Raw genomic sequence first — 23,761 nt, forward strand, 5'->3', positions numbered from 1 at the left:
GTTTCAGCAGTAAAAATCGCAAATCGCTTCAAATCCAGCGGCTTGCGAGATGCAAAAAAGCACCTTGCCCCTTGCCATAACCGCTTGTTTACCATGTTATGCGTAAATCGGGAGATACGGCGCGCCGTTTTGCGGCCGCGGGATGGGCAACACTTTCATCAGGGTTTCAATGCGGCTGCGTTTATCGGCACTATTGTCGGCTTTGCTGTTGATCGGCGGCTGCACCTCCACCAGCTATGACCTGCTGGAAACCGCATCCGTTTCCAGGCCGAAATTTTCCGATACCGATCCGCAGGATTTCGGCGCGAACAACCCGCACCGCCATGAGGTACACGGCATCGACGTGTCCAAATGGAATGGCGATGTCGACTGGCAAACCGTGCGCAAATCCGGTGTCTCCTTCGTCTTCATCAAGGCGACGGAAGGGTCGGACCGCATCGATCCGAAATTCGGCGACCATTGGCGCAGCGCGGCGGCGGCAGATGTTCTGCACGCGCCCTACCACTTCTATTATTTCTGTTCGACAGCAGACGCCCAGGCCGACTGGTTCATTCGCAACGTGCCGAAAGAGGCCGTCACCCTTCCCCCGGTTCTCGACGTGGAATGGAACCCGGCCTCGCCCACCTGCAAGACACGCCCGGCGCCCGGCATCGTTCGCGCCGAGATGCAGCGTTTCCTCGACCGCATCGAAGCCCACTATGGCAAGCGTCCGATCATCTATACCTCGGTCGACTTTCACCGCGACAATCTCGTCGGCCAGTTCAAGGATTACCACTTCTGGGTCCGCTCCGTCGCCGCCCATCCGGCCAAGATTTACGAAGACCGCAAATGGGCCTTCTGGCAATATACTGCAACCGGCGTCGTGCCCGGCGTGAAGGGTCCGACCGACATCAATGTCTTTGCCGGAACGGAGAAAAACTGGCGGAAATGGATTGCTTCCGCCAAATAACACGGCCAAGAAGCAACACTTTTGAAAAATCGGCGTTGTTCTGCAACGTCAGATCATTCGGTCCGTTTTTTTGTCGCAAACATATGGGTAAAGCGGGCTAACAACCTATCGAGGAAATTCCCATGCCCACGTTCCGGTCGCGCAGCATCGTTTTTGCCGCCGCTTTGTCGTTTCTTTCCACCGGCTCCGCCCTCGCCACACCGCCAGTGGCCGCGCCCGACGATCCCAAGCAGGTTGCCTGCGGCGGCGATCTCGGTGCATTTCTCGAAGGCGTGAAAGCCGACGCACTTGCCAAGGGCATTCCGGCCGATGCGATCCAGAAGGCGCTTGCCGGCGCGCAGATCGACCCGAAGGTGCTCTCGCGTGACCGTGCGCAGGGCGTCTTCCGTCAGACCTTCCTGGAATTCTCCCAGCGGACCGTCAGCCAGGCCCGTCTGGATATCGGCCGCAAGAAACTTCAGGAACTCTCCTCCACCTTCGCCCGCGCCGAAAACGAATTCGGTGTTCCGGCCGGCGTCATCGCCGCCTTCTGGGCCATGGAGACGGATTTCGGCGCCGTTCAGGGCGATTTCAACACCCGCAACGCGCTGGTGACCCTCTCGCATGATTGCCGCCGCCCGGAACTCTTCCGCCCGCAACTGTTGGCGCTGATCGAAATGGTCCAGCACGGCGATCTCGATCCCGCCGCCAATACCGGCGCATGGGCCGGTGAAATCGGCCAGGTGCAGATGCTGCCCAAGGACATCATCGCCTTCGGCGTCGACGGCGATGGCGACGGCCACATCAACGTCAAGAGCAGCGCCCCGGATGCGATCCTGACGGCTGCGAAGTTCATCCAGCATCTCGGTTTCAAGAAGGGCGAACCCTGGATTCAGGAAGTCTCGCTGCCGGAAAACCTGCCCTGGGAAAAATCCGGCCTCGGCGGTCCGCTGACCGCGGGTGGCTGGTTCGCACTGGGCGTGACCCCGCGCGACGGCAACAGAAACTTCGCCACCCTGCCCGCAGCCCTCATCATGCCGCAGGGACGCAAGGGACCGACCTTCATCACCTATCCGAACTTCAACATCTATCTGGAATGGAACCAGTCGTTCATCTACACGACCTCGGCCGCCTATTTCGCCACCCGCCTCATGGGCTCTCCCGTCTACAACAAGGGCAACCCGGAGCCCGGTTTCGATGATGCGACCATGAAGGAGCTTCAGACCAAGCTTGAAGCGCGCGGACACAATGTCGGCAAGGTGGATGGCATTCTCGGTTCCGGCACCCGCGTCGCCATCCAGAAGGAGCAGCAGCGTCTCGGAATGCCCGCCGATGGCTGGCCTTCGACCGCACTTCTGCAGGCGCTTTAAGCAATCTTAACGGCGCCTTCCGGCCCTTAATCTGTCGGACGGAATCAAGGCATAAAGCGTTAATCTCGACCTGATGACTGGGGATAACACCCCGGTCATTTACTTTTTTTAAACATATGAAGCACTGCGTGATAAGAAAATAATCTTTTATTTTCAAATAATTACAGAAATTTCTTTTTTATGCCGTCTGAAGACGTGCTGCACTGCATCACAAAAACCGCTTTTCAACTGCCACAAAACGGTCATATTATCGAACCTGTCAACAAGAGGAGGCACCCATGGGACTTACAAAATCTCTCAATGCCTTGGCAGTCGGTTTGGCGTTTTTGTTCGTAGCGATGATGCTTTTCATCTGACGAGACGTGAAGACCAAACGCAGATAAGAACCGTAGATGACACGAGTTTAAAAAGCGCAGGCCCTGAGGGACCTGCGCTTTTTTCATGTCGGTAATCTGCTCTGGTAAAATCAGGCGGCGCTGCGGCGCAGACGCTCCAGCCCGAGATTTTCAAGCACCGCATCAACCAGCGGCGCGCGGTTCATGGTGTAGAGATGGAATTCATTGACGCCACGCCGCTGCAGATCGGCGATCTGCTCGGCGGCAACCTCCGCGGCAACGCGGGCGCGACCTTCCAGATCGTCGTCATAACCTTCGAAACGCTCATCCAGAAAACCGGGAATGCTGGTGCCGCAGCGACCGGCGAAACGCTTGAGCTGGGTGAGGTTCTGGATCGGCATGATGCCCGGAACCACTGGAATGGTGATGCCCGCAGCCGTCACCCGCTCCATATAGCGTTCGAACACGTCATTATCGAAGAAGAACTGCGTCAGCGCCCGCGTCGCGCCATTATCAGCCTTGCGCTTCAGCATATCGATATCGACCGCTTCGCTTGCGCTTTCCGGGTGTTTTTCCGGATAGGCCGACACGGAAATCTCGAAATCGGCAATTTCACGCAGCCCCTTCACCAGAGCGGCGGCGTTCTCATACCCTTCCGGATGCGGCTTGTAGGCCGTGCCGATGCCAGTGGAGGGATCGCCGCGCAGCGCCACGAAATGACGAACGCCGGCATTGCGAAACTCTTCAATGACCTGATGCACGTCCTCACGGCTGGCATCCACGCAGGTCAGATGCGCGGCAGTCGCCAGATGGCTGTCGCCGATCATGCGGCGCACCGCATCCAGCGTCGGCGCCTTGGTGGAACCGCCAGCGCCATAGGTGACGGACACGAAATCCGGGTTCCATTTCTTCAGCTCGGCAACCGTTTCCCAGAGCTGGGTTTCCATCTCGGGATTCTTGGGCGGGAAAAACTCGAAAGACAACCGGATATCGCCATTTTGGCGCGCGGTTTCCGACCTCAACATATCATGCCCTCCCGGCAGCAAGTAAAACGGCCTCTTGCACCACATCGTCTGCCATCAGCAGCCGCTGGTCACGGGCAACCCATATCGTCACGTCCAGAGCTTCGTCGGACGCTTTTTCAGAATGAAGATCGACGGCGCGCTCCAGAGAAAGCCCGGCCTTCTTCAGCCATTCTTCCATCAGCGGATGCGAGAAACCCAGCCGCACATGCGCATGCTCGTCGCGCAGATATTCGAAGGAATGCGGCGCAAGATCGATAACGATCAGCCGCCCGCCGGGGCGCAACATGCGCGCGGCTTCGGAAAGCGCAATCTCCGGCTGGTCGAGGAAATGCAGAACCTGATGGATGACGATCAGATCGAAATCCTGGCCTTCCAGCGGCAGGTTGAGAATATCGCCATGGCGCACGGATGCATTGACCACGCCCGCCTTGTCGAGATTGGCACGCGCCACCGAGAGCATGTCACGGCTGGCATCGACGCCGATCGCGCGGCGATAAATACCGCTCAGAAGCTGCAGGATGCGGCCGGTACCCGTGCCGAGGTCGAGCAGCGAATCGACCGGCGTGGTGCCCACCAGCTTCAGAAGCGCGCCTTCCACGGCCTCGTCGCTGACATGCAGGCGGCGCAACTCATCCCAGGCGGAGGCGTTGCGGCTGAAATAATCCTGTGCCCGCTCCGCCCGTACCCGCTTGACGGTGGCAAGCCGCTCGCTGTCACGCTGGAGAACCGCGTCAGACGGCGACGCGGCGCCAAGCAGCTGCCGGACAACAATGGCGGGCTCACCATCCTGCCGCAAGCGGAAATAGGCCCAGGCGCCCTCCTGATAACGCTCGATCAGCCCCTCTTCCGTGAGAAGCTTAAGGTGACGGGAGATGCGCGGCTGCGACTGGCCGAGAATTTCGGTAAGATCGGTAACCGTCAGATCGCCAGCCGCCAAAAGCGCCAGCAAGCGAAAGCGCGTGGGCTCACCCGCCGCCTTCAGAAGATCCACCAATTTGTCCAGACCGAACGCCACTCTGCCGCGCCTCGCAAGCTAATCAAGATATAAAGATATCTTTATGTCGACGTGGTGCTCGATGCAAGCGCAAAGTGTTCCGTGAGGCGATCATGTCAACTTATTACATGGAAAAAGGCCCGCTTTGCGGCGGGCCTTTCTGAAGAGATCCGGAAAAGGATCAGCGCGTCAGGCGCTTGTAGCTCACCCGGCCGGGCTTGATGCTTTCCGGGCCGAGGCGGCGGACCTTGTCCTTTTCGTAGTCTTCGAAGTTGCCTTCGAACCATTCCACATGGCTGTCACCCTCGAAAGCGAGGATGTGGGTGGCCAGGCGGTCGAGGAACATACGGTCGTGGCTGATGATAACGGCGCAGCCGGCGAAGGCTTCCAGCGCTTCTTCGAGCGCGGCCAGCGTTTCGGTATCAAGGTCGTTGGTCGGTTCGTCGAGCAGCAGAACGTTGCCGCCGGCCTTCAGCATCTTGGCGAGGTGAACGCGGTTACGCTGACCACCCGAGAGATTGCCGACCTTCTGCTGTTGATCGCCGCCCTTGAAGTTGAAAGCGCCGCAATAGGCGCGCGAGTTCACTTCAAACTTGCCGAGCTTGATGATGTCGTTGCCGCCGGAGATTTCCTCCCAGACGGTCTTGTCACCCGCCAGCGTATCGCGGCTCTGGTCGACATAACCGAGCTGAACCGTCTCACCGACAGTCACCGAACCGCTATCCGGCTTTTCCTGACCGGTGATCATCTTGAACAGCGTGGACTTACCGGCACCGTTCGGACCGATGACGCCGACAATGCCGCCGGGCGGCAGCTTGAAGGACAGGTTTTCGATCAGCACGCGGTCGCCATAGGACTTCGTCAGATTGTCGGCTTCGATGACAACGCGGCCGAGACGCTCGGCAACCGGAATGACGATCTGCGCATCACCGGGACGACGGTTTTCCGCTGCTTCCACCAGCTCGTCATAGGCCTTGATACGTGCCTTGGATTTCGTCTGGCGTGCCTTGGGGCTGGAGGCGATCCACTCGCTTTCGCGGCTGATGGCCTTCTGGCGCGAGGCGTCTTCGCGGGCTTCCTGCTGCATGCGCTTGGCTTTCGCCTGCAGGTAAGCGGAATAGTTGCCTTCGTAAGGAATGCCGCGGCCACGGTCGAGCTCGAGAATCCAGCCCGTGACGTTGTCGAGGAAGTAGCGGTCGTGGGTGATCATCATCACGGCGCCGGGATAGTCGCGCAGGTGCTTTTCAAGCCACGCAATGGTTTCCGCATCGAGGTGGTTGGTCGGTTCGTCGAGCAACAGCAGGTCCGGCTGCGACAGCAGCAGACGGCAGAGTGCAACACGGCGGCGTTCACCACCCGAAAGACCGGTTACAGCCGAGTCGCCGGGCGGGCAACGCAGCGCGTCCATGGCCATTTCGACCTGGTTTTCGAGGTCCCAGAGATTCTGGCTGTCGATGATGTCCTGAAGCTTCGCGCCCTCATCCGCCGTTTCGTCGGAATAGTTCATCATCAATTCGTTGTAGCGGTCGACGATGGCCGTCTTGCTCGCCACACCTTCCATGACGTTTTCCATCACGGTCTTGTTTTCGTCGAGCTTCGGCTCCTGCTCGAGATAACCGAGGGTCGCGCCTTCTGCCAGCCAGGCCTCGCCGGTATATTCCTTGTCGAGGCCGGCCATGATTTTCAGAACAGTCGACTTACCGGCGCCGTTAGGGCCGAGGATACCGATCTTGGCGTCGGGGTAGAAGGAGAGATGAACGTTCTCCAGAACCTTCTTCGCACCGTAGGCCTTGTTCAGCCCGGCCATGTGATAGATGAATTGACGTGCCATTGTAGCGAATGCTCCACATCGGATTTTTAAGAGTACGTATCGGGAAATTTGCCGCTATGTAGGGTAAATAGGACCTTGGGGCAACCTCTGGCACGATTATGACCCCATGATTATGACAAGGGATGTTATGGCAGGGACAGGCGCGATCATGAATGAAACGACCGACGACTTGGCCTTCAGCCGTATTCAGAGGCTGGAAGCCCCCTCCGGCGCATCCATCGCCTTTCGCCACCAGCCCTCCGCTCTTGCCACGGCGCGCGGCGTGCTGATGATCTGCCACGGGCTGGTTGACCACGCGGGCCGTTATCGCCGGCTCGCGGATGTGATGTCGAAGCAGGGTTTCGAAGTCTATGCCCACGACCATCGCGGCCATGGCCGCACGAGAGCGGCGGATGCGCCTCTCGGCCGTTTTGGCTGGAAGGACGGTGCGGAAAAGGTCGTTGCCGATGTCATGGCGATGCGCCGGATGGTCGGCGAAAGGCATCCCGGCCTGGCCACGATCCTGTTCGGCCATTCCATGGGCGGCCTCGTGGCGCTCAACACCGCCGTCAGCCATCCGGATGCCTTCGATGGCCTGTCCATCTGGAATTCCAATCTCAATCCCGGCCTCATGGGCCGTTTGGCACAGGTTCTGCTGCGGCTGGAAAAAATGCTGAAAGGCTCGGATGTGCCGAGCGCCATTCTGCCGAAGGCAACCTTCCGCGTGTGGAATGCGAAAATGCCGGAAAGGCGCACCCATGCCGACTGGCTGAGCCACGACAGGGCGGCGGTGGACGCCTATGTGGAAGACCCGCTCTGCCAGTTCGAGGCGAGCGTTTCCCTGTGGCAGGATGTCTTCGAACTCTCCTATCGCGCACCGAAACTCATCGAGCGCCTGCCCAAGAATTTGCCGCTTCTCCTCGTCAGCGGCGATCAGGACAAAGCCACCAATGACGGCAAGGAGATCGTCTGGCTTGCCGAACGCTTCCGTGCAGCGGGTTTCAGCCATGTCGAGCACACGATCTACAAGGGCATGCGGCACGAGACCTTGAACGAAATCGGCTGGCAACCCGTCGCGGCGGATTTCGCCGCCTGGTGCGGCCGCGTCGTCGGCGATTGAGGGGCCTTTGCCGAAACGGAATAAGTCCATGAGATAAAATCACATGCGACGCGGCAAACGGCGGTCTATAAACCGGCAGACACAAGATACCGGGGGACCGATGACCGACATGCCGAACAGGAAACCGCCGCTATCAGGCATTCGCGTCATCGAGCTGGCGCGTGTTCTGGCCGGTCCCTGGGCAGGGCAGATGCTGGCCGATATGGGTGCCGACGTCATCAAGGTGGAAAACCCCGAGGGCGGCGACGATACCCGCGCATGGGGACCGCCTTTCGTCGAAAGCGACGATGGGGAAAACCTCTCCGCCGCCTATTACCACGCCACCAATCGCGGCAAGCGCTCCATCGTCGCCGATCTGAAGACACCGGAAGGCTGTGAGCTGGTGCGCCGGCTGGTGCGCACCGCCGATGTCGTCATCGAAAATTTCAAGCGCGGCGGGCTTGCCAAATATGGCCTCGATTACGAGAGCCTGAAGGCGCTCAATCCGAAGCTGATCTATTGCTCAATCACCGGCTTCGGCCAGACCGGGCCTTATGCCGATCTCGCCGGATACGATTATATCGTGCAGGGCATGTCCGGCTTCATGTCGATAACGGGCGAAGCGGATGGCCAGCCGATGAAGGCGGGCGTGGCGGTTGCCGATATTTTCACCGGCATCTATTCCGTGTCGGCCATTCAGGCGGCGTTGATCCACGCCATCCGCACCGGCGAAGGCCAGCATATCGACATGGCGCTTCTCGATGTGCAATCGGCCGTACTCGCCAACCAGAACATGAATTACCTGATTTCCGGCAAGCCTCCCGTCCGGCTCGGCAACGCCCATCCGAATATTTCCCCCTATGAGGTGGTGCCGACGGCCGACGGTTTCCTGATCCTCGCGGTCGGCAATGACGGTCAGTTCCGCCGCCTTTGCGCCATTCTCGGCATCGGCGCGATTGCCGATGACGAACGTTACGCGACGAACAAGGCCCGCGTGGCCCACAAAGCGGAAGTCCGGCAGATCGTTTCCACCGAAACGCTGAAATGGCAGAAGCGCGATCTTCTGACCGCCTGCGAAAAGAATGCCGTCCCCGCCGGGCCGATCAACTCCATCGAGGAAATGTTCGCCGATCCGCAGGTGAAGGCCCGCGGCCTTCGCGTCGATCTGGAGGCGGAAGACGGCACCGTCATTCCCGGTGTCCGTACACCCATTATCATGTCGCAAACGCCGCTGCGCTATGAACGCCCAAGCCCGAAGCTCGGCGAACATCAGGCGCAGGTGCTGGCCGAACTGGAAAACATCGAAAGGACCACGACGCCATGAAGAGAACAGGCGGACAGTTGATCGTCGAAGCGCTGAAGGCCAATGGCGTCTCCCGCGTTTCCTGCGTTCCGGGCGAAAGCTATCTCGCCGTGCTGGATGCGCTTTATGAAAGCGGCATCGAAACCGTGGTCTGCCGCCAGGAAGGCGGCGCCGCCATGATGGCCGACACCTGGGGCCGGCTGACCGGCGAACCCGGCATCTGCATGGTGACCCGCGGACCGGGCGCCACGAACGCCTCGGCGGGCCTGCACATTGCGCGGCAGGATTCCATTCCGATGATCCTCTTCATCGGCCAGGTGCAGCGCGAAGCGCGTGAGCGCGAGGCCTTTCAGGAAGTGGAATATCGCCGCGCCTTCACCGAATTCGCCAAATGGGTGGGCGAGATCGACGATGCGCGCCGCATCCCTGAATTCGTCACCCGCGCCTTCGCCGTCGCCACCTCCGGCCGCCCCGGCCCGGTGGTGCTGACGCTGCCCGAAGACATGCTGGTGGAAGAGGTCGAAGCGCCCGAGGCAAAGCCCTATACTCCGGTCGAAGCGCATCCCGGCCTGTCACAGATCGCCGCCTTCGCAAAAATGCTTGGCGAGGCGAAGCGCCCGGTCTTCATCATCGGCGGCACCCGCTGGTCCGAGGAAAGCGTCGCAGGCTTCAAGGCTTTTGCGGAAAACAACAAGCTGCCTGTCGGCTGTTCCTTCCGCCGCCAGATGCTGTTCGATCATCTGAGCCCCTCCTATGCGGGCGATGTCGGCATCGGCATTAACCCGGCGCTGGCCAAGGAGATCAAGGAGGCCGATCTCGTGGTGCTGCTCGGCGGCCGCCTCTCCGAAATGCCGTCTTCCGGTTATACGCTGCTCGACATCCCATACCCGTCGCAGAAACTCATCCATATTTATCCGGAAGCCGAAGAGCTTGGCCGCGTCTATCGACCGGATCTGGCGATATGCGCCGCACCGGATGACTTCGTTGCCGCCCTCTCCTCGCTTACGCTTTCCGCAAATGCATGGGCGGATCGCACCGCCGCGATGCATGCGGCCTATCTCAACTGGTCCACCCCGCCGAAGACCGGCCCCGGCGCTGTGCAGATGGGTCCGATCATGGACTGGATCGAGGCCAATGTGCCCGAGGATGCGATCTTCACCAATGGCGCGGGCAACTATGCCACCTGGGTCCATCGCTTCCACCGCTTCCGTCGCTTCAATACGCAATCGGCCCCGACATCAGGCTCGATGGGTTATGGCCTGCCGGCGGCGGTCGCGGCCAAGCATCTGTTCCCCGAGCGTGAGGTGATCTGCTTTGCCGGTGACGGCTGTTTCATGATGCATGGGCAGGAATTCATCACCGCCGTGCGGTACGGCCTGCCGATCATCACCGTACTGGTCAATAACGGCACCTACGGCACGATCCGCATGCATCAGGAGCGGGAATATCCCGGCCGTGTCAGCGGCACCGACCTCGTCAATCCGGATTTCAACGCCTTTGCCAAAGCCTATGGCGGCCACGGCGAAACGGTGGAAAGGACCGAAGACTTCGCCGCCGCCTTCGAACGGGCGCGGGCCAGCGGCAAGCCGGCCATCATCGAGGTGAAGCTGGATGCCGAAGCGATCACGCCGACGCGCACCCTGACGCAGATCAGGACTGGAAGCTGATATTACGCATGGACACGGCTCCGGCATGGTGTAAATCCTGACTGAAACTTACAGCTTAGGAAACGACATGCCGGATGCAGCCTCTCCCGTCATCACCCCGCGCGGCGCAAAGATCGAGCCCTCGGCCGGTGCGCCTTTCGAGGCCGTGCGCGTGGCCCGCGATGTGCTGCACACATCCCGCACGGCAGCGCTTGCGACCCTCGATCCCGTCAGCGGTTATCCCTATACGACCGCCACCAATATCGGCATCGAGCCGGACGGCAAGCCGTTCTTCTTCGCGGCGGGGCTGACGCTGCACGCCCGCAACATGGAGGCGGACGCGCGCATCTCGCTAACGCTCGCCCCCTTCGGCAAGGGTGACGCGCTGACGCTGCCGCGTCTGACACTGGTGGGCAGGGCGGAACAAATCGGCCCGGATGAAGTGCCGCTCGCCATCGCGCGCTACATTGCCCGCTACCCCAAAGCGAAACTTTATCTCTCCCTTCCCGACACGCGGCTTTACCGGCTGCGGACGGAAGGCGTGCAGATCAATGGCGGCCCGGCCCGCAATGCCAGCAACATCACCCCGGCCGATCTACGCACCGATCTGTCAGGCGCAAACGAACTGATGGCGGCGGCGGAAAGCGAAGCAACCCGCCTCAATGCCATCAAGGGCGAAGCATCCCGGCTCGCCGTTCTCGCCGGCGCAAAGACTGGCCGCTGGGCAATCACCTCCATCGATCCTGAGGGTATCGATCTCGCCTCGGCGAGCGATCTGGCGCGGCTGTGGTTTGCGGAGCGGGTTACGACGTTGAAGCAATTTGAGAAGGCGCTTGCTTAGCCGGTGAGGTGACGGACGCAAGCGATTCAAAAACCATGAAATTGCTTCTACTTGGCATTTTGTGGCCATGTCGCCATTACACGCCGTCACCCCGGATTAGATCCGGGGTCCAGCGCGATCAAGTCCTTGATCGCGAAAGACTCTCTTCACGGCGCAGACGCGCCGTGGCTGGATGCCGGGTCAAGCCCGGCATGACGAGGAGGGTTTTGGCCCCATCCCATCAAAAAAGGCCGGGCCGCTTTCCGCGACCCGGCCCTTTCTTAAAAACTCAGACGGATGCTCAGAGAGCAGCGGTCACGATGAACTCAACCTTGTAATCCGGCGTTGCCAATGGTGCGCCGCTGGTGGCGCGGGCCGGCGGGTTTGCCGGGTCGATCCAGCCTTCCCAGACGGCGTTCATTTCGCCGAAGGTGGACATGTCGGAGAGGTAGATGATCGTCTGCAGGATCTTCGACTTGTCCGAACCGGCAGCGGCCAGCAGGCGGTCGACTTCAGCGAGAGCGGACTTGCTCTGTTCCGTAACGCTCGTGCCTTCGCCAACCTGGCCGGCCAGATAAACGGTGTTGCCGTGAACGACGGCGCCGCTCATGCGCTTGCCCGGCTCGATACGCTTGATGGTCATGGAAAACTCCTGTTGATTGGCATTTAAAATAGAATGATGCGCGGAAAATCAGCCGCGCAGGTGATGGGTCTTTTCGTAAATCGCCGTCGAGCGCGCGCCGGAACGGCAATAGCCGAGCATCGGGCGCTGCAATTCGTCCAGTGCATCCACCATTCCGGTAACGGCGTCCGCATCGACGCCGTAACGGCCAACCGGAACATGCATGATGGTGAGGCCAAGCTGTTCGGCACGCTCGGCAATATCGGCGAAAAGCGGCTGGCCGTCTTCTTCGCCGTCAGGGCGGTGGCAGACGATCGACTTGAAGCCGAGCGCCTTGATCTCGTCGAGATCGGCGACGCTGATCTGTCCCGTTACCGAATATTCGTCGTCTATGCGCCTGATATCCATGTCATGCCTCCGCTGAAACCGGCGTCCGCGCCGCTGGCTGTCACCCTTGAAATCCGCATCCGATGTAAGCGGTCAAACCCCGTGCGTCAATGATGGCGCACCGTCATTCGCTACAGTTCAGAGGATGGAAAAGCGCAGGCCGAAGGAACGGCTTTCGCCCGGCTGGAGAATATTGAACTCGCCGGCCGCCTCAAGCTCCCTGCGCCCCACCCAGCGATGCGATACCGGCTCGATGCCGAGCACATTGGCCGGCGCCTGCTGGTTGCGCCACATCTGCAGATAGGGCAGCGTTTCCGTGCGAAAACGCACGGTCAGCGTCTTCCCGCCGATAGCCGCAATCGGTCCGAGCGCGAGCGACGCCCACTCGTCATCACCGGCGGGAACGCAGAAAACGGTGCCCGGCTCTTCGCCGAAACGCCAGCCGTGGCCGCCACCGTCAAACATCGCGCCTTCAAGCCGCACGGCATCGTCGAAGAGGCGTGCGCCGATATTCATGTGATACATCAGAAACACCGGGATCGGCCGCGCCGAGGTGTTGACGATCTTATCATCGAGGCTGACTTCGCCGCTTTCCCCGTCGATACGCCATGTCCGTTCCAGAAGTGCCGTGCCGCCATCGGCAAGCTTCACGGGAACCTCGACGCGCGCCAATGCATTGGACTCGTGAACATCGAACGCGATGATCGTCGCGGGATGGGAGGAAAAGGATCCATGCAGCGGATATCGACGCCCTTCGCCATCACCATCGATCGGTTCGGGATGGCGGATATGGTCGGGGCCGCAGGTGAACAGAAAGCCTTCCAGCGAGTGGTCGATGCGCGCATCGCCATCGTCGGGAATGGCGCGGCCGGGCGCAATGTCGATACCATCGACGACGCAGGCGCCGATATCGAAAACGGAGGTTTCATCGAGGAAAATGCGTGGCGATCTGCCAGCCTGAAACGAACGCAAGATAACCTCCCTGTGACCCTAAAAACGCATGCTTCACGGAAACGCTACTAACCGTGACGGAAATTAAGATTGCATTAACCGCGAATTCACCTTTTTCACAATAGGGTCAAGATTGCGGTGTGTTTATCGGTGAACGAAGCAAGGGATAGCAGAATCGTGAAACAGTTTCTTAACGCAGCTCTGGGTCTGACAGTCGCGGTAGTGGCGGTTTTCGCCCCGCTACAGGCTGGCGCGCAGCAGCGTTATGGCGATCAGCAGACAATGCTGGTGACCCCTGATGGTCGCGTGCTCGACTTCATGCCCGAACGCGGGGATATCGTCATCAGCCGCGATGCGATGGGACGCACGGTGTTTTACGACCAGTACGGCAATCTCCTGGCCACCGAAATGCCTTCCGGCTATCAGCAACGGCAGCAGCAGGTGCGCCAGCGCGACACCACCTATTATCCGCCCGCTCCCGGCGGCCAATATCGTGAGCCGCAACGCGACTACGGTTATCAGGACAATGGCAGCGTGCGCGACTACCGCGAATATCGCGGCGATGGTTCCGACGACAATTTCTACACCGGCTCCGTTCCCGCACCCGGTGCGGTGGAAAGCGGCCCGCTCGGCCAGCCGATGCCGGGGGAAAGCACAACCGCCGCCGTTCCCCAACCCGAGCATCTGATCGAGCGCCACACCCCTGTTACCACGCCGGTAAACCGTTCCCGCCAGGAAATCGTCGCGCTCCAGACATTCCTCGACCGTGAAGGCATCTCGCCCGGCGTGATCGACGGCAAGATGGGCGACAACGTCAACAAGGCGATTGCCGCCTGGCAGGACATGACCGGCGAGAAGCTCGACCCCAACAATTCCGATGACATTCTGGAGCGTCTGCGCGCTTCCGGCGGCATGCCTATTGTCGACTACACCATCACCGCCGCCGACGCCGCCGGCCCCTATGTCGCCTCCATCCCGGACGACTATGCCGAGAAGTCGCAACTGCCTGCCCTCTCCTTCACCTCGACTTCGGAAGCGCTCGCCGAACGCTTCCACATGGATGAGAACTATCTGAAGGAACTCAACCCCGGCATCGATTTCTCCGTGCCCGGCACCATCATCAAGGTCGTCAATCCGGGCGAGACAAAAAAGGGACAGGTGGCCCGCATCGTAGCACATAAGGGCATCAAGCAGGTCTTCGCTTACGGTCAGGACGGCAACCTCATCGCCGCCTATCCGGCCACCATTGGTTCCACGGATACGCCCTCGCCGAGCGGCACGCACACGGTGGAGCGCATCGCGCTCAATCCCGGCTATACCTATAATCCGAAGATCAACTTCAAGCAGGGCCAGAACGACAAGATCCTGCAGATTCCGCCGGGTCCGAATGGTCCCGTCGGCACCGTCTGGATTGCCCTGTCGAAGCCGACCTATGGCATTCACGGCACGCCGGAACCCTCGAAGATCGGCAAGACCAACAGCCACGGCTGTATCCGCCTGACCAACTGGGATGCGACCGAACTGGCGAAAATGGTCCGCCCCGGCGTGGTGGTCGAATTCGCGGAATAGGATCGACCGAAAGAAAAAGAAAAAGCCCGGCGGTTTGGTCCGCCGGGCTTTTTTCATTTAATCGCGTTTCAGTCCCGTTTTTCCGTGAGGAAATAAAGCAGGGCTGCCACCGGCAAGGCGAAGCCGATCCACGAGGCGGCTTGCCATTCGCCGACGGCATAGGCCCAGCCGCCGACGGCGGAACCGATTGCGCCGCCCATGAAGAACGTCGCCATATAGATGCCGTTCAGGCGGCTGCGGAATTCCGCTCCGAGCGTGAAGATGGCACGCTGGCCAAGCACCAGATTGGTGGTGACGCCGAAATCCAGAACGATGGCGGCGACGACCAGAATGGCGAGCGCCAGATGCGAGCCTTCGGGCGCAACATGCGTGACGGCGAAAGAGAGCGCCACAGCCACCAGGGCAAAGAAGGTGGCCGCACGCGTCCAGCCACGATCAGCCATCCGCCCGGCAATCGGCGCGGCCACGGTGCCGGCCGCACCGGCCAGTGCGAAAAGCGCGATCTCACCCTGGCTCAGATTGAAATGCGGTCCGCTCAGATAAAGCGGCGTCGTGGTCCAGAACAGGCTGAAGGCCGCAAACAGGAAGGCGTGATAGATCGCCCGCCGCCGCAGGATCGGCGTGTGCAGCGCCAGCCGGCCCATCGAAGCCATCAAGGCCCCATAGCTCAGCCGCGCATCGGGCATACGGGCGGGCAGAAGCCGGAAAAGCACCACGGCAAGAAGCGCCATGACGGCCGCCGAGGTCAGAAACACACCCCGCCAGGAGACCACTTCCGACAGCAGGCTGGAAACCGGCCGCGCCAGCATGATGCCGGCCATCAGCCCGCTCATGACATTGCCGACCACCCGGCCGCGAATGGCGTGCGGCGCCATATGGGCGGCATAGGGAACGATGACCTGCACCGCCACGGAACTGACGCCGACCAGAAAGGCCGCAATCAGAAACGGGGCCGCATGCGGCGCGAATGCCGCTGCCACAAGGGAAAGCACCGCCATCGAGACGGAACCGACCACCAGCTTGCGGTTTTCAACGAGATCGCCGAGCGGCACGACAAACAGCAGGCCGATACCGTAACCGATCTGGGTCAGGGTCACGATCAGCCCCGTCGCACCGGCAGAAAGACCGAGTTCCGCCCCAATGATGCCGGCCAGCGGCTGGCCATAATAAAGATTGGCGGCAATCAGTCCGCAGGCTGTCGCCAAGAGGAACGTCAAGGCCGGGGAAATGGATGTTGCCTCGACATCATCCCCTTCAATTACACGCGTCGTCATCATTTTCTCCAATATGGAAACAATCGTTTCCTAAATAGTCACAAAATCAATCGGCAAGCTTCATGGCGATATCCACCACGGCCACCATGTCTTTGAGGCTGCGCCCCGTCTTTCCCACCACGCGCATGCCGTACATCATGCACAGCATCGCCCGGGCGAGATCGTCGGGATCGGCCTTCGAACGCACGGAACCATCCTTCTGCCCTTCGGCAACGAGGCGGGCGACAATTCGCTCCCTCGCCTTCACGGCCCGCTCGACCACGATTGCAATATCGTCATCCAGAGCCGCCAGATCGGCAGCAGCACCAACCACCAGACATCCGTCAGAGCCGACACCGCCATATGACCGTTCCGCATAGAACATCAGGCCCGCCCTAACGCGCTCATAACCGGTATCGAAACCGGCCACCGCCGCCTCGAAACGCTCGGTCTGCACGATCCTGTAGCGTTCCATCGTGGCGATGAAGATGGCCTTTTTGTCCTTGAAAGCCTTGTAAAGACTGCCCTGCGCCAGTTCCATCGCATCGGTGAGATCACCGACGGAGGTGGCATGATAACCGCGTCGCGAAAAAACGCGGATCGCCCCATCGAGCGCACGGTCGACGTCAAACTCGCGCGGCCTGCCGCGATGGCGCTGTTCCGGTGAATGGGTCTGGTTGATATCGCTCATGGCCGGAATATAGGAAACGATCATTTCCAAATCAAGCGAATAATGAAACCGTCCCAGAAAAGCATCGACTGATGCCCGGACAAGCTCAACGGCGGCCAATGGTCCAAGGCATTACCATCCGTCTGCGGTGATGAAGACCGCAGACGGATAGAACACCGAAATCAATGTTTCAGGCAGCCTTGCGGGTGAAAAGGCGCGCGGGTTGCGTGCCGAGCCGCAAAAGACGTTTCGGCAGCAGGCCGACGACTTCGGTGGCGAAGGCTTTCGCGTTCTCCACCGCCTTGTCGATATTGCTGACCTTGTCCTTATCGAGACAGAGAAGCGTGCCGCCATAGTCGAAAATATCGCGATAGGCCGCTCTCTCGACAATCGGCGTATTGAGCACCGAGACGTTCTTTTCCGCCAACAGCATTTTGACGAGCAGCAGGGAGCGCGTCGCCACCATGGCGTTGACCCGTGTCAGGACGATGGAATGGGCGATAGCCTTGCCCATCTTGCGGTTCAGGAATTCGATGTGATCCAGAACCTCGGCAGCGCCGCGCGCATCCATGGCTGAGCCCTGCACCGGGATCAGCACGTGATCGGAAATACCGAGTGCCATGGTCAGCAGAGGGCTTTTCGACCCAGGCAGGTCGATGATGAAACAGTCGGTATTGGTTTTATTCTCGCGAATATGGCCTTCAAGCGAAGCCATCGTCACATGCGAAATCACCGAGAGATTTTCGATCTCGCCGGACAAGTCGTGCCAGCGGGAAATCCACAATTGCGGATCGGCATCCAGAACCATCACACGGTGGCCGCTGCGGGCGAGTTCGGTCGCCAGAAGCAGCACGGCGGTCGTTTTTCCGGCACCGCCCTTGGTATTGGCGAAAGTGATGACTGACATGACACCCCCTGTTGGTCAGAGCCGTTTCATGCTCATTCACGCACCGAAGCAATTCATGGTGCTTTCCATAACCTTAACGAACAGGGTTAATAAAAGACTAAGATCGTTTTTGGGGACAACAAAAAGCCCGCGATAAATCGCGGGCTTCTGTCATCCGATTGATCACGCCAGCTTTCGGCAGGACCCGACATCGTCCGCGCGCAGGCGGCCGGCTTTGAGATCTTCGTACTTTGGCAAATTCAGGGAACTGCCCAGGCTTTTCTCAACTGTTGCACGATCAAGCGTGATCATGCGGCCGGCGCTAGTGAAGGATACCATGCCATTCTTTCCGGAATACGCCATAGTCGCGCGCATCTCACAGAAATAGCGGTCGGAGCCCTTGGACAAGTTCCATCCCCGGATTCCCGCCTTGTTGCTCGATAGGGTTCCGACTTTGTAACCCTGACCGGAAAGCTCCTTAAAAGAAGCGGCCTGCGCCACATAAGGCAGACTTAAGAACGCCACTGCCAGCAATGGCGAAAATGATGAAAATCTCATGGTTGCCACAACGACCCCTTAAAAGCAGTCCTCGAACAACTTCTTCGTATTCTCCAGCGTCATCGGCACCGGATTACCGCCGCAGCTCGGGTCCTTGATCGCTTCCGCCGCCAGTTCGTCGATACGATCGGGCTTGATGCCCATGGCGGTCAGGTTTTCCGGCACGCCGAGTTCCCTGCGAAGCTCCAGCACATAGTCATAGAAGCCGTCGAAACCGCCGGAAATGCCGAGATAGGCGGCCGCGCGGGCAATCTTGTCTTCGATGGCGGGGCGGTTGAAGCGCAGCACCGCCGGCATGACGACGGCATTGGTCATGCCGTGATGGGTGTTGTAGACCGCGCCGATCGGGTGCGAGAGCGAGTGAATGGCGCCGAGACCCTTCTGGAAGGCAACCGCCCCCATCGCCGCCGCCGCCATCATATTGGTGCGCGCCTCGATATCCGTGCCGTCCTTATAGGCGCGCGGCAGGAATTCCTTGACAAGACGCAGGCCCTCCAGCGCCACACCGGCGCTCATCGGGTGATAGAAGGGCGACGAATAGGCCTCGAGGCAATGGGCAAAGGCATCCATGCCCGTGCCCGCCGTGATGACCTTCGGCATTCCGACCGTCAGTTCCGGATCGCAGATGACGACGCCGGGCAAGAGCTTCGGATGGAAGATGATCTTCTTCACATGGGTCTGCGAATTGGTGATGACGCTGGCGCGGCCGACTTCCGAACCGGTGCCCGCCGTCGTCGGCACGGCGACGATGGGCGCGATCTTGGCGGCATCCGCCCGTGTCCACCAGTCGCCGACATCTTCGAAATCCCAAACCGGGCGTGTCTGCCCAGCCATGAAGGCAATGGTCTTGCCGAGATCAAGGCCAGAGCCCCCGCCGAAAGCAACGACACCGTCATGGCCGCCATCGCGATAGGCCTTCACGCCGGCTTCCATGTTGATCTCGTTGGGGTTCGGATCGACATCGGCGAAGATCGCCCGGCCGAGGCCTGCCTCTTCCAGCACATCGAGCGCATGCGCGGTGATCGCCATATTGGCAAGGCCGCGATCCGTCACGAGAAGCGGCTTCCTGATGCCGAGCGTCTTGCAGGCTTCCGCCAGTTCCTTGATCCGGCCACGGCCAAGCTTGACGGCGGTGGGATAGCTCCAGTTGGCGACGATATTCATTTCGTGACTTTCTTCAGATGGTAGGATTTCGGGCGGGTCAGGTTCTGGAAACCGAGGACGGAGAGCGAGCCGCCACGACCGGTTTCCTTCACGCCGGTCCAGCAAAGGGCGGGATCGAGATAATCCGCGCGGTTCATGAACACGGTTCCGGTTTCGATTTCGCGGCCGATGCGCCCGGCCCGGGCGGCATCCTGCGTCCACAGCGAGGCGGTCAGCCCGTATTTGCTGTCATTCATCAGCGCGATGGCTTCGTCGTCATTCTTCACTTTCATGATGCCAAGGGCCGGGCCGAAGGTTTCTTCGGTCATGAACTCCATCGAATGATCGACATTGACGAGCACTTGCGGCGCAACATAAGCGCTCTCGCCGTCATCGGCAGGGAAAAGCTTCGAATCGACCAGCGCCTTCGCGCCCTTGGCAACCGCATCGGCGACCTGCGCGCGCACCACCTTTGCGAAGCGCTTGTTGGCCATCGGCCCGAGCGTCGTTTCCTGCTCCAGCGGATTGCCGAGCTTGTAGTTGGACACCCACGCCACGGACTTCTCGACAAAAGCGTCATAGAGGTTTTCATTGACGTAGATGCGCTCGATGCCGCAGCAGCATTGCCCGGAATTATAGGTCGCGCCATCCATCAGCGTATCGACGGCGGCGTCGAGATCGGCATCCTCCATCACGTAGCCAGGATCCTTGCCGCCGAGTTCAAGCCCGAGGCCGGTGAAGGTGCCAGCCGCGGCGCGCTCGATGGCGCGACCGCCTTCCACCGAACCGGTGAAATTGACGAAATTGAACAGGCCCTCGGAAATCAGTGCCGAGGTCGTGCCATGGTCGAGGAAAACATTGATGAAGACATCGTCAGGCACACCGGCCTCGACGAAAGCCCGCACCATGCGCTCGCCCACCAGCAGCGTCTGCGCCGCATGTTTGATGACCACCGTATTGCCGGCCATCAAAGCGGGCGCGACAGTGTTGATCGCCGTCATGTAGGGATAGTTCCACGGCGCGATGACGAAGACCACGCCATGCGCCTCGCGCTCGATGCGGCGTTCGAAATTGCCGCTTTCCTCGATGACGAGCGGCGCCAGCGCATCGGCGGCGATGGAGGCGACATAGTTGGAGCGCTCGTTGAAGCCTTTGAACTCGCCGCCGTAACGCACCGGACGGCCCATCATGTGCGCCAGTTCCGGCACCACCTCCGCCACCATTTCATTGAGGCGGGCGACGCCCTTCAGCACCAGCTGAACGCGGTCCTCAAGCGGACGCCGCGCCCAGTCCTTTTGCGCCTTGCGTGCCTTCGAAACGGCGGCGCGCGCCGCCTCCAGCGACATCGCCTCCCGCTCGGCATAAATCGAGCCGTCGATGGGCGAGATATTCTGGATCATGGTCATGATGTTTTCCCGTAATGATTAGGCTCGTTCGAAACCGCGCGCCACTTCCCAGTCGGTCACGCGGCGGTCGTATTCTTCCTGCTCCCATCGTCCGGCATGGACATAGTGATCGATCACATCGTCGCCAAAGGCGTTGCGCAGCATTTTCGATCCGTCCAGAAAGGCAGTGGCGTCACGCAGGGTCTTGGGTATCTCGCGCACGTCCTTGCCACCATAGGCATCGCCGACAAAAGCGGGCTCAAGTTCGAGTTTATTTTCGATGCCGTCAATGCCTGCCGCAAGCAAAGCCGCCATGGCGAGATAGGGATTGAGATCGGAGCCACCAACGCGGCATTCGATGCGGATGCCCTTGGTGCCTTCGCCGCAGAGACGATATCCCGCCGTGCGGTTGTCGAGGCTCCAGATCGCCTTGGTGGGCGCAAAGGTGCCGGCCATGAACCGCTTGTAGGAATTGATATAGGGCGCGAGGAAATAGGTGATCTCGCTGGCATGGGCGAGAAGCCCGGCAACATAATGCCGCATCAACTCCGACATGCCGTGTTTGGCGTCCTTGTCGAGGAAAGCAGGCGTCTTGCCGTCGGCGCTCCACAGCGACTGGTGAATATGCGAGGAACTGCCGGCGGCGTTGTAATTCCACTTGGCGAGGAACGTCACCGCCTTGCCCTTGGACCAGGCGATCTCCTTGGTGGCGTTCTTGATGATGGCATGCCGGTCGGCCATGGTCAGCGCATCGGCATAACGCACATTGATTTCCGCCTGACCTGCGGACGCTTCGCCCTTGGAATTCTCGACCGGAATGCCGGCGCCTTGCAGGCCCTTGCGCAGCGCCCGCATGACATCCTCTTCCTTGGTCGTCTGGAAGATATGGTAATCCTCATTATAACCGCTGGCGAGGTTCAGGCCCTTGTAACCGTTAGCGCGTGCCGCGTCGAAGGTCTGGTCGAACAGGAAAAATTCCAGTTCGGTCGCCATATAGGCCTTCAGCCCCATGGCCTCCAGCCGCGCCACCTGCTTTTTCAGGAGCGCGCGAGGCGAATGCGGCACTTCTTCATGGGTGTGATGATCGAGCACATCGCACAGCACCAGCGCCGTGCCTTCCAGCCACGGCACGCGCCGCAGCGTCGAAAGATCGGGTTTCAGCACATAGTCGCCATAACCCTTTTCCCAACTGGAGGATTTGTAACCGGGAACGGTTTCCATCTCCATGTCGGTGGCAAGCACGTAATTGCAGCTATGGGTTTCCTCAAAGGCGCTTTCAACGAAGAATTCCGCCTGGAACCGTTTGCCCATCAGACGCCCCTGCATGTCGACAAGGCAGGCCAGAACCGTGTCGATGCGCCCCTCGGCGACATCCATTTTAAGCGCGTCGAATGTGTAGCTCGTCATTTTGTCCGTTCCCTTTTATTGTGGCGACCGGGCGGCCGGGATGCGGCCGCCCGTTTCGTTTTTTGAGCATCAGGCCTTTGCAGCCGCTGCGGCAACCGCAGCCTGCTTGTGCTCCAGCGCGAATTCCTCTTCCGGCGAGAGGATGAGACGGTGGCGTCCGACAAAGGCGAAGTAGGCGATCGCCACGGCAAACCAGACCGCAACCCAGAGCACGCCCTTGGTGAAGTTCGGATCCTGGATCTGGTAGAGCAGCGTGACGATGGCGATGATGACCGTCAGCACCGCGCCCGGAATGCCGAAGGGCGAACGGAACGGCCGCTCGATATGCGGCAGGTTCTTCCTGAGCAGGATGAAGGAAATCGCCTGCATGATGTAGGAGAACATCGCACCGAACACGGCCATGTTCAAAAGCACGCTGCCGATGATGCTGCCGCCCTGTTCCGCACCCAGCGCGAACCAGATGACGAGCATGACCGCCAAGCCGACAATCGCGCCGGTGATGTTGGCAACATATGGCGTGCGGTATTTGGAATGGGTGATCGACAGCACGGTCGGGAAGTAACCCGCACGCGACAGCGAATAAATCTGCCGGCCCTGTGCATAAAGGATCGTATGGAAGCTGGCGATCAGGCCGGTAAGCGCGACGAGACCCAGCACCACCACGCCGCCATCGCCATAGATCGCCTTGAAACCATCGAGCAGCGGCTCAAGCGAGGAGCTGAGATGGAAGGCGCCGACGCCCGGCAAAGACGGGTTGAGCAGCACGATCATGAAGGCCGAAACCATCAGCGTCACCATGCCGAGAATGATGCCCTTCGGCATGTCGCGCTTGGGATCGACCGATTCTTCCGCCGCCAGCGGCAATTGCTCGATGGCAAGGAACAGCCAGACCGCGAAAGGCAGCGTGGCGAGAACGCCCGAGAACCCGAAGGGGAAGAAGGAACCGCCGCCCTCCGGCAGCTCCACCGCCTTGCCGTCAGGGCCGACACCGATATTGAGCGCGAAACGCGAAAAATCGATGTTGGGAATGGCGCTGATCCAGAAGAACACCAGAACGGCAAGCGAAATCAGCGTGATAACCAGCGTCACTTTGAAGGAAAGCTCAAGCCCGAAGACATTAAGCGCAAGGAATATCGCATAAAACGCTATCCACACGAAGGGTGAATAAGCGGGGTCGAGGCCAAGAATGGAGTTCACATAGGCCGTGATGAAGGTGACGACGACCGCCGGCGTCAGCACATATTCCACATTCTCGCAAAGCCCGGTGATGAAGCCGCCCCATGGGCCCATGGCCGTGCGGGCGAAGGAATAGGCCGCACCCGTATGCGGCAAGGCCGGGCTCATTTCCGCAATCGAAAATGTCAGCCCGAGATACATGATGGCGATGATGATGCCGGCCACCAGCATGCCGCCCCAGCCGCCGGTGGAAAAGCCGAAATTCCATCCGGAAAAATGCCCGGAAATGACCGCGCCGACGCCGAGCGACCAGAGCGACCACACGCCCGCATAACGGGATAGTCCGCGTTTTTCGAAATAGGATGCATCAGCCTTCTTGTAGCTGACGCCTGACGATGAACTGTCCATGCCCTTCTCTCCTGAA

At 60.1% G+C, this 23,761-nt stretch carries 21 protein-coding genes; 7 read left to right on the forward strand and 14 right to left on the reverse strand.

What is annotated here, in order from left to right; all coding sequences use genetic code 11:
- Window positions 1–169: 169 nt before the first annotated feature.
- A complete protein-coding gene (locus tag CFBP4996_RS08930; RefSeq protein WP_080853124.1) occupies window positions 170–949 on the forward strand; it encodes a glycoside hydrolase family 25 protein in 780 nt (259 codons plus the stop codon).
- A 122-nt stretch (window positions 950–1,071) separates the two neighbouring features.
- On the forward strand, window positions 1,072–2,298 hold the full coding sequence (locus CFBP4996_RS08935) for a lytic murein transglycosylase (protein WP_080851367.1): 1,227 nt from the start codon (window positions 1,072–1,074) through the stop codon (window positions 2,296–2,298).
- A gap of 466 nt (window positions 2,299–2,764) precedes the next feature.
- Here the strand turns inward: CFBP4996_RS08935 and metF are convergent, their stop codons facing one another.
- The 3 genes from metF to ettA all read right to left on the reverse strand — a co-directional run bounded on the left by metF (window position 2,765) and on the right by ettA (window position 6,483).
- Window positions 2,765–3,658, reverse strand: a complete 894-nt coding sequence (metF, locus tag CFBP4996_RS08940; RefSeq protein WP_162934101.1) for a methylenetetrahydrofolate reductase [NAD(P)H] — start codon at window positions 3,656–3,658, stop codon at window positions 2,765–2,767.
- A gap of 1 nt (window position 3,659) precedes the next feature.
- Entirely contained in the window at window positions 3,660–4,673 is a 1,014-nt protein-coding gene (locus CFBP4996_RS08945) for an ArsR/SmtB family transcription factor (protein WP_080851364.1), read from the reverse strand.
- 160 nt (window positions 4,674–4,833) lie between these two features.
- Window positions 4,834–6,483, reverse strand: coding sequence for an energy-dependent translational throttle protein EttA (gene ettA / locus CFBP4996_RS08950; RefSeq protein WP_003522791.1), 1,650 nt, complete (start codon window positions 6,481–6,483; stop codon window positions 4,834–4,836).
- Window positions 6,484–6,631: 148 nt separating this feature from the next.
- Here ettA and CFBP4996_RS08955 point away from each other — a divergent pair, with 148 nt between their 5' ends.
- From CFBP4996_RS08955 to CFBP4996_RS08970, 4 genes are all read left to right on the forward strand, one after another.
- Entirely contained in the window at window positions 6,632–7,582 is a 951-nt protein-coding gene (locus CFBP4996_RS08955) for an alpha/beta fold hydrolase (protein WP_162935839.1), read from the forward strand.
- Between the two features lie 100 nt (window positions 7,583–7,682).
- The gene (gene caiB, locus CFBP4996_RS08960) at window positions 7,683–8,885 is read left to right on the forward strand and encodes a succinate--glutarate CoA-transferase (protein ID WP_080851362.1); all 1,203 of its coding nucleotides are present in this window, start codon (window positions 7,683–7,685) and stop codon (window positions 8,883–8,885) included.
- The gene (locus CFBP4996_RS08965; protein ID WP_080851359.1) at window positions 8,882–10,531 is read left to right on the forward strand and encodes a thiamine pyrophosphate-binding protein; all 1,650 of its coding nucleotides are present in this window, start codon (window positions 8,882–8,884) and stop codon (window positions 10,529–10,531) included. Before caiB ends, CFBP4996_RS08965 begins: the two co-directional genes overlap by 4 nt.
- Before the next feature lie 67 nt (window positions 10,532–10,598).
- The gene (locus CFBP4996_RS08970) at window positions 10,599–11,351 is read left to right on the forward strand and encodes a HugZ family pyridoxamine 5'-phosphate oxidase (protein WP_080851357.1); all 753 of its coding nucleotides are present in this window, start codon (window positions 10,599–10,601) and stop codon (window positions 11,349–11,351) included.
- Between the two features lie 280 nt (window positions 11,352–11,631).
- Here CFBP4996_RS08970 and CFBP4996_RS08975 read toward each other — a convergent pair whose 3' ends face one another.
- The 3 genes from CFBP4996_RS08975 to CFBP4996_RS08985 all read right to left on the reverse strand — a co-directional run bounded on the left by CFBP4996_RS08975 (window position 11,632) and on the right by CFBP4996_RS08985 (window position 13,311).
- The gene (locus CFBP4996_RS08975) at window positions 11,632–11,973 is read right to left on the reverse strand and encodes a RidA family protein (protein WP_003494829.1); all 342 of its coding nucleotides are present in this window, start codon (window positions 11,971–11,973) and stop codon (window positions 11,632–11,634) included.
- Between the two features lie 48 nt (window positions 11,974–12,021).
- Entirely contained in the window at window positions 12,022–12,360 is a 339-nt protein-coding gene (locus tag CFBP4996_RS08980) for a protein tyrosine phosphatase family protein (RefSeq protein WP_003494827.1), read from the reverse strand.
- 117 nt (window positions 12,361–12,477) lie between these two features.
- The gene (locus CFBP4996_RS08985; RefSeq protein ID WP_080851355.1) at window positions 12,478–13,311 is read right to left on the reverse strand and encodes an aldose 1-epimerase family protein; all 834 of its coding nucleotides are present in this window, start codon (window positions 13,309–13,311) and stop codon (window positions 12,478–12,480) included.
- 156 nt (window positions 13,312–13,467) lie between these two features.
- Here CFBP4996_RS08985 and CFBP4996_RS08990 point away from each other — a divergent pair, with 156 nt between their 5' ends.
- Window positions 13,468–14,859, forward strand: a complete 1,392-nt coding sequence (locus CFBP4996_RS08990; protein ID WP_080851352.1) for a L,D-transpeptidase family protein — start codon at window positions 13,468–13,470, stop codon at window positions 14,857–14,859.
- Between the two features lie 68 nt (window positions 14,860–14,927).
- On the opposite strand, the gene CFBP4996_RS08995 is transcribed toward CFBP4996_RS08990, so the two are convergent.
- From CFBP4996_RS08995 to CFBP4996_RS09030, 8 genes are all read right to left on the reverse strand, one after another.
- The gene (locus CFBP4996_RS08995; protein ID WP_170988569.1) at window positions 14,928–16,133 is read right to left on the reverse strand and encodes an MFS transporter; all 1,206 of its coding nucleotides are present in this window, start codon (window positions 16,131–16,133) and stop codon (window positions 14,928–14,930) included.
- A 46-nt stretch (window positions 16,134–16,179) separates the two neighbouring features.
- On the reverse strand, window positions 16,180–16,827 hold the full coding sequence (locus CFBP4996_RS09000) for a TetR/AcrR family transcriptional regulator (RefSeq protein ID WP_080853121.1): 648 nt from the start codon (window positions 16,825–16,827) through the stop codon (window positions 16,180–16,182).
- Between the two features lie 145 nt (window positions 16,828–16,972).
- Complete coding sequence (locus tag CFBP4996_RS09005) at window positions 16,973–17,689, reverse strand: AAA family ATPase (protein ID WP_080851348.1); 717 nt, start codon at window positions 17,687–17,689, stop codon at window positions 16,973–16,975.
- A 162-nt stretch (window positions 17,690–17,851) separates the two neighbouring features.
- Entirely contained in the window at window positions 17,852–18,226 is a 375-nt protein-coding gene (locus CFBP4996_RS09010) for a hypothetical protein (protein ID WP_080851346.1), read from the reverse strand.
- Between the two features lie 18 nt (window positions 18,227–18,244).
- Window positions 18,245–19,390: an iron-containing alcohol dehydrogenase gene (locus CFBP4996_RS09015; protein WP_080851344.1), complete on the reverse strand. Its 1,146-nt coding sequence runs from the start codon at window positions 19,388–19,390 to the stop codon at window positions 18,245–18,247.
- Window positions 19,387–20,775 (reverse strand): aldehyde dehydrogenase family protein, encoded by a 1,389-nt coding sequence (locus tag CFBP4996_RS09020; protein WP_080851342.1) that lies wholly within the window; start codon window positions 20,773–20,775, stop codon window positions 19,387–19,389. The genes CFBP4996_RS09015 and CFBP4996_RS09020 overlap by 4 nt, the downstream gene beginning before the upstream one ends.
- An 18-nt stretch (window positions 20,776–20,793) precedes the next feature.
- Entirely contained in the window at window positions 20,794–22,161 is a 1,368-nt protein-coding gene (locus CFBP4996_RS09025; protein ID WP_003494807.1) for a glutamine synthetase family protein, read from the reverse strand.
- Window positions 22,162–22,230: 69 nt separating this feature from the next.
- Window positions 22,231–23,745 (reverse strand): amino acid permease, encoded by a 1,515-nt coding sequence (locus CFBP4996_RS09030; RefSeq protein ID WP_003522809.1) that lies wholly within the window; start codon window positions 23,743–23,745, stop codon window positions 22,231–22,233.
- Between the last annotated feature and the right edge of the window lie 16 nt (window positions 23,746–23,761).

It is taken from the genome of Agrobacterium leguminum (assembly GCF_005144435.2).
GTDB lineage: Bacteria > Pseudomonadota > Alphaproteobacteria > Rhizobiales > Rhizobiaceae > Agrobacterium > Agrobacterium leguminum.

Coding starts and splice junctions, on each gene's coding strand:
- CFBP4996_RS08930 (WP_080853124.1), top strand. CDS start 170: ATGCGGCTGCGTTTATCGGCACTATTGTCGGCTTTGCTGTTGATCGGC.
- CFBP4996_RS08935 (WP_080851367.1), top strand. CDS start 1,072: ATGCCCACGTTCCGGTCGCGCAGCATCGTTTTTGCCGCCGCTTTGTCG.
- metF (WP_162934101.1), bottom strand. CDS start 3,658: ATGTTGAGGTCGGAAACCGCGCGCCAAAATGGCGATATCCGGTTGTCT.
- ettA (WP_003522791.1), bottom strand. CDS start 6,483: ATGGCACGTCAATTCATCTATCACATGGCCGGGCTGAACAAGGCCTAC.
- CFBP4996_RS08955 (WP_162935839.1), top strand. CDS start 6,632: ATGAATGAAACGACCGACGACTTGGCCTTCAGCCGTATTCAGAGGCTG.
- caiB (WP_080851362.1), top strand. CDS start 7,683: ATGACCGACATGCCGAACAGGAAACCGCCGCTATCAGGCATTCGCGTC.
- CFBP4996_RS08965 (WP_080851359.1), top strand. CDS start 8,882: ATGAAGAGAACAGGCGGACAGTTGATCGTCGAAGCGCTGAAGGCCAAT.
- CFBP4996_RS08970 (WP_080851357.1), top strand. CDS start 10,599: ATGCCGGATGCAGCCTCTCCCGTCATCACCCCGCGCGGCGCAAAGATC.
- CFBP4996_RS08975 (WP_003494829.1), bottom strand. CDS start 11,973: ATGACCATCAAGCGTATCGAGCCGGGCAAGCGCATGAGCGGCGCCGTC.
- CFBP4996_RS08980 (WP_003494827.1), bottom strand. CDS start 12,360: ATGGATATCAGGCGCATAGACGACGAATATTCGGTAACGGGACAGATC.
- CFBP4996_RS08995 (WP_170988569.1), bottom strand. CDS start 16,133: ATGACGACGCGTGTAATTGAAGGGGATGATGTCGAGGCAACATCCATT.
- CFBP4996_RS09000 (WP_080853121.1), bottom strand. CDS start 16,827: ATGATCGTTTCCTATATTCCGGCCATGAGCGATATCAACCAGACCCAT.
- CFBP4996_RS09005 (WP_080851348.1), bottom strand. CDS start 17,689: ATGTCAGTCATCACTTTCGCCAATACCAAGGGCGGTGCCGGAAAAACG.
- CFBP4996_RS09010 (WP_080851346.1), bottom strand. CDS start 18,226: ATGAGATTTTCATCATTTTCGCCATTGCTGGCAGTGGCGTTCTTAAGT.
- CFBP4996_RS09015 (WP_080851344.1), bottom strand. CDS start 19,390: ATGAATATCGTCGCCAACTGGAGCTATCCCACCGCCGTCAAGCTTGGC.
- CFBP4996_RS09020 (WP_080851342.1), bottom strand. CDS start 20,775: ATGACCATGATCCAGAATATCTCGCCCATCGACGGCTCGATTTATGCC.
- CFBP4996_RS09025 (WP_003494807.1), bottom strand. CDS start 22,161: ATGACGAGCTACACATTCGACGCGCTTAAAATGGATGTCGCCGAGGGG.
- CFBP4996_RS09030 (WP_003522809.1), bottom strand. CDS start 23,745: ATGGACAGTTCATCGTCAGGCGTCAGCTACAAGAAGGCTGATGCATCC.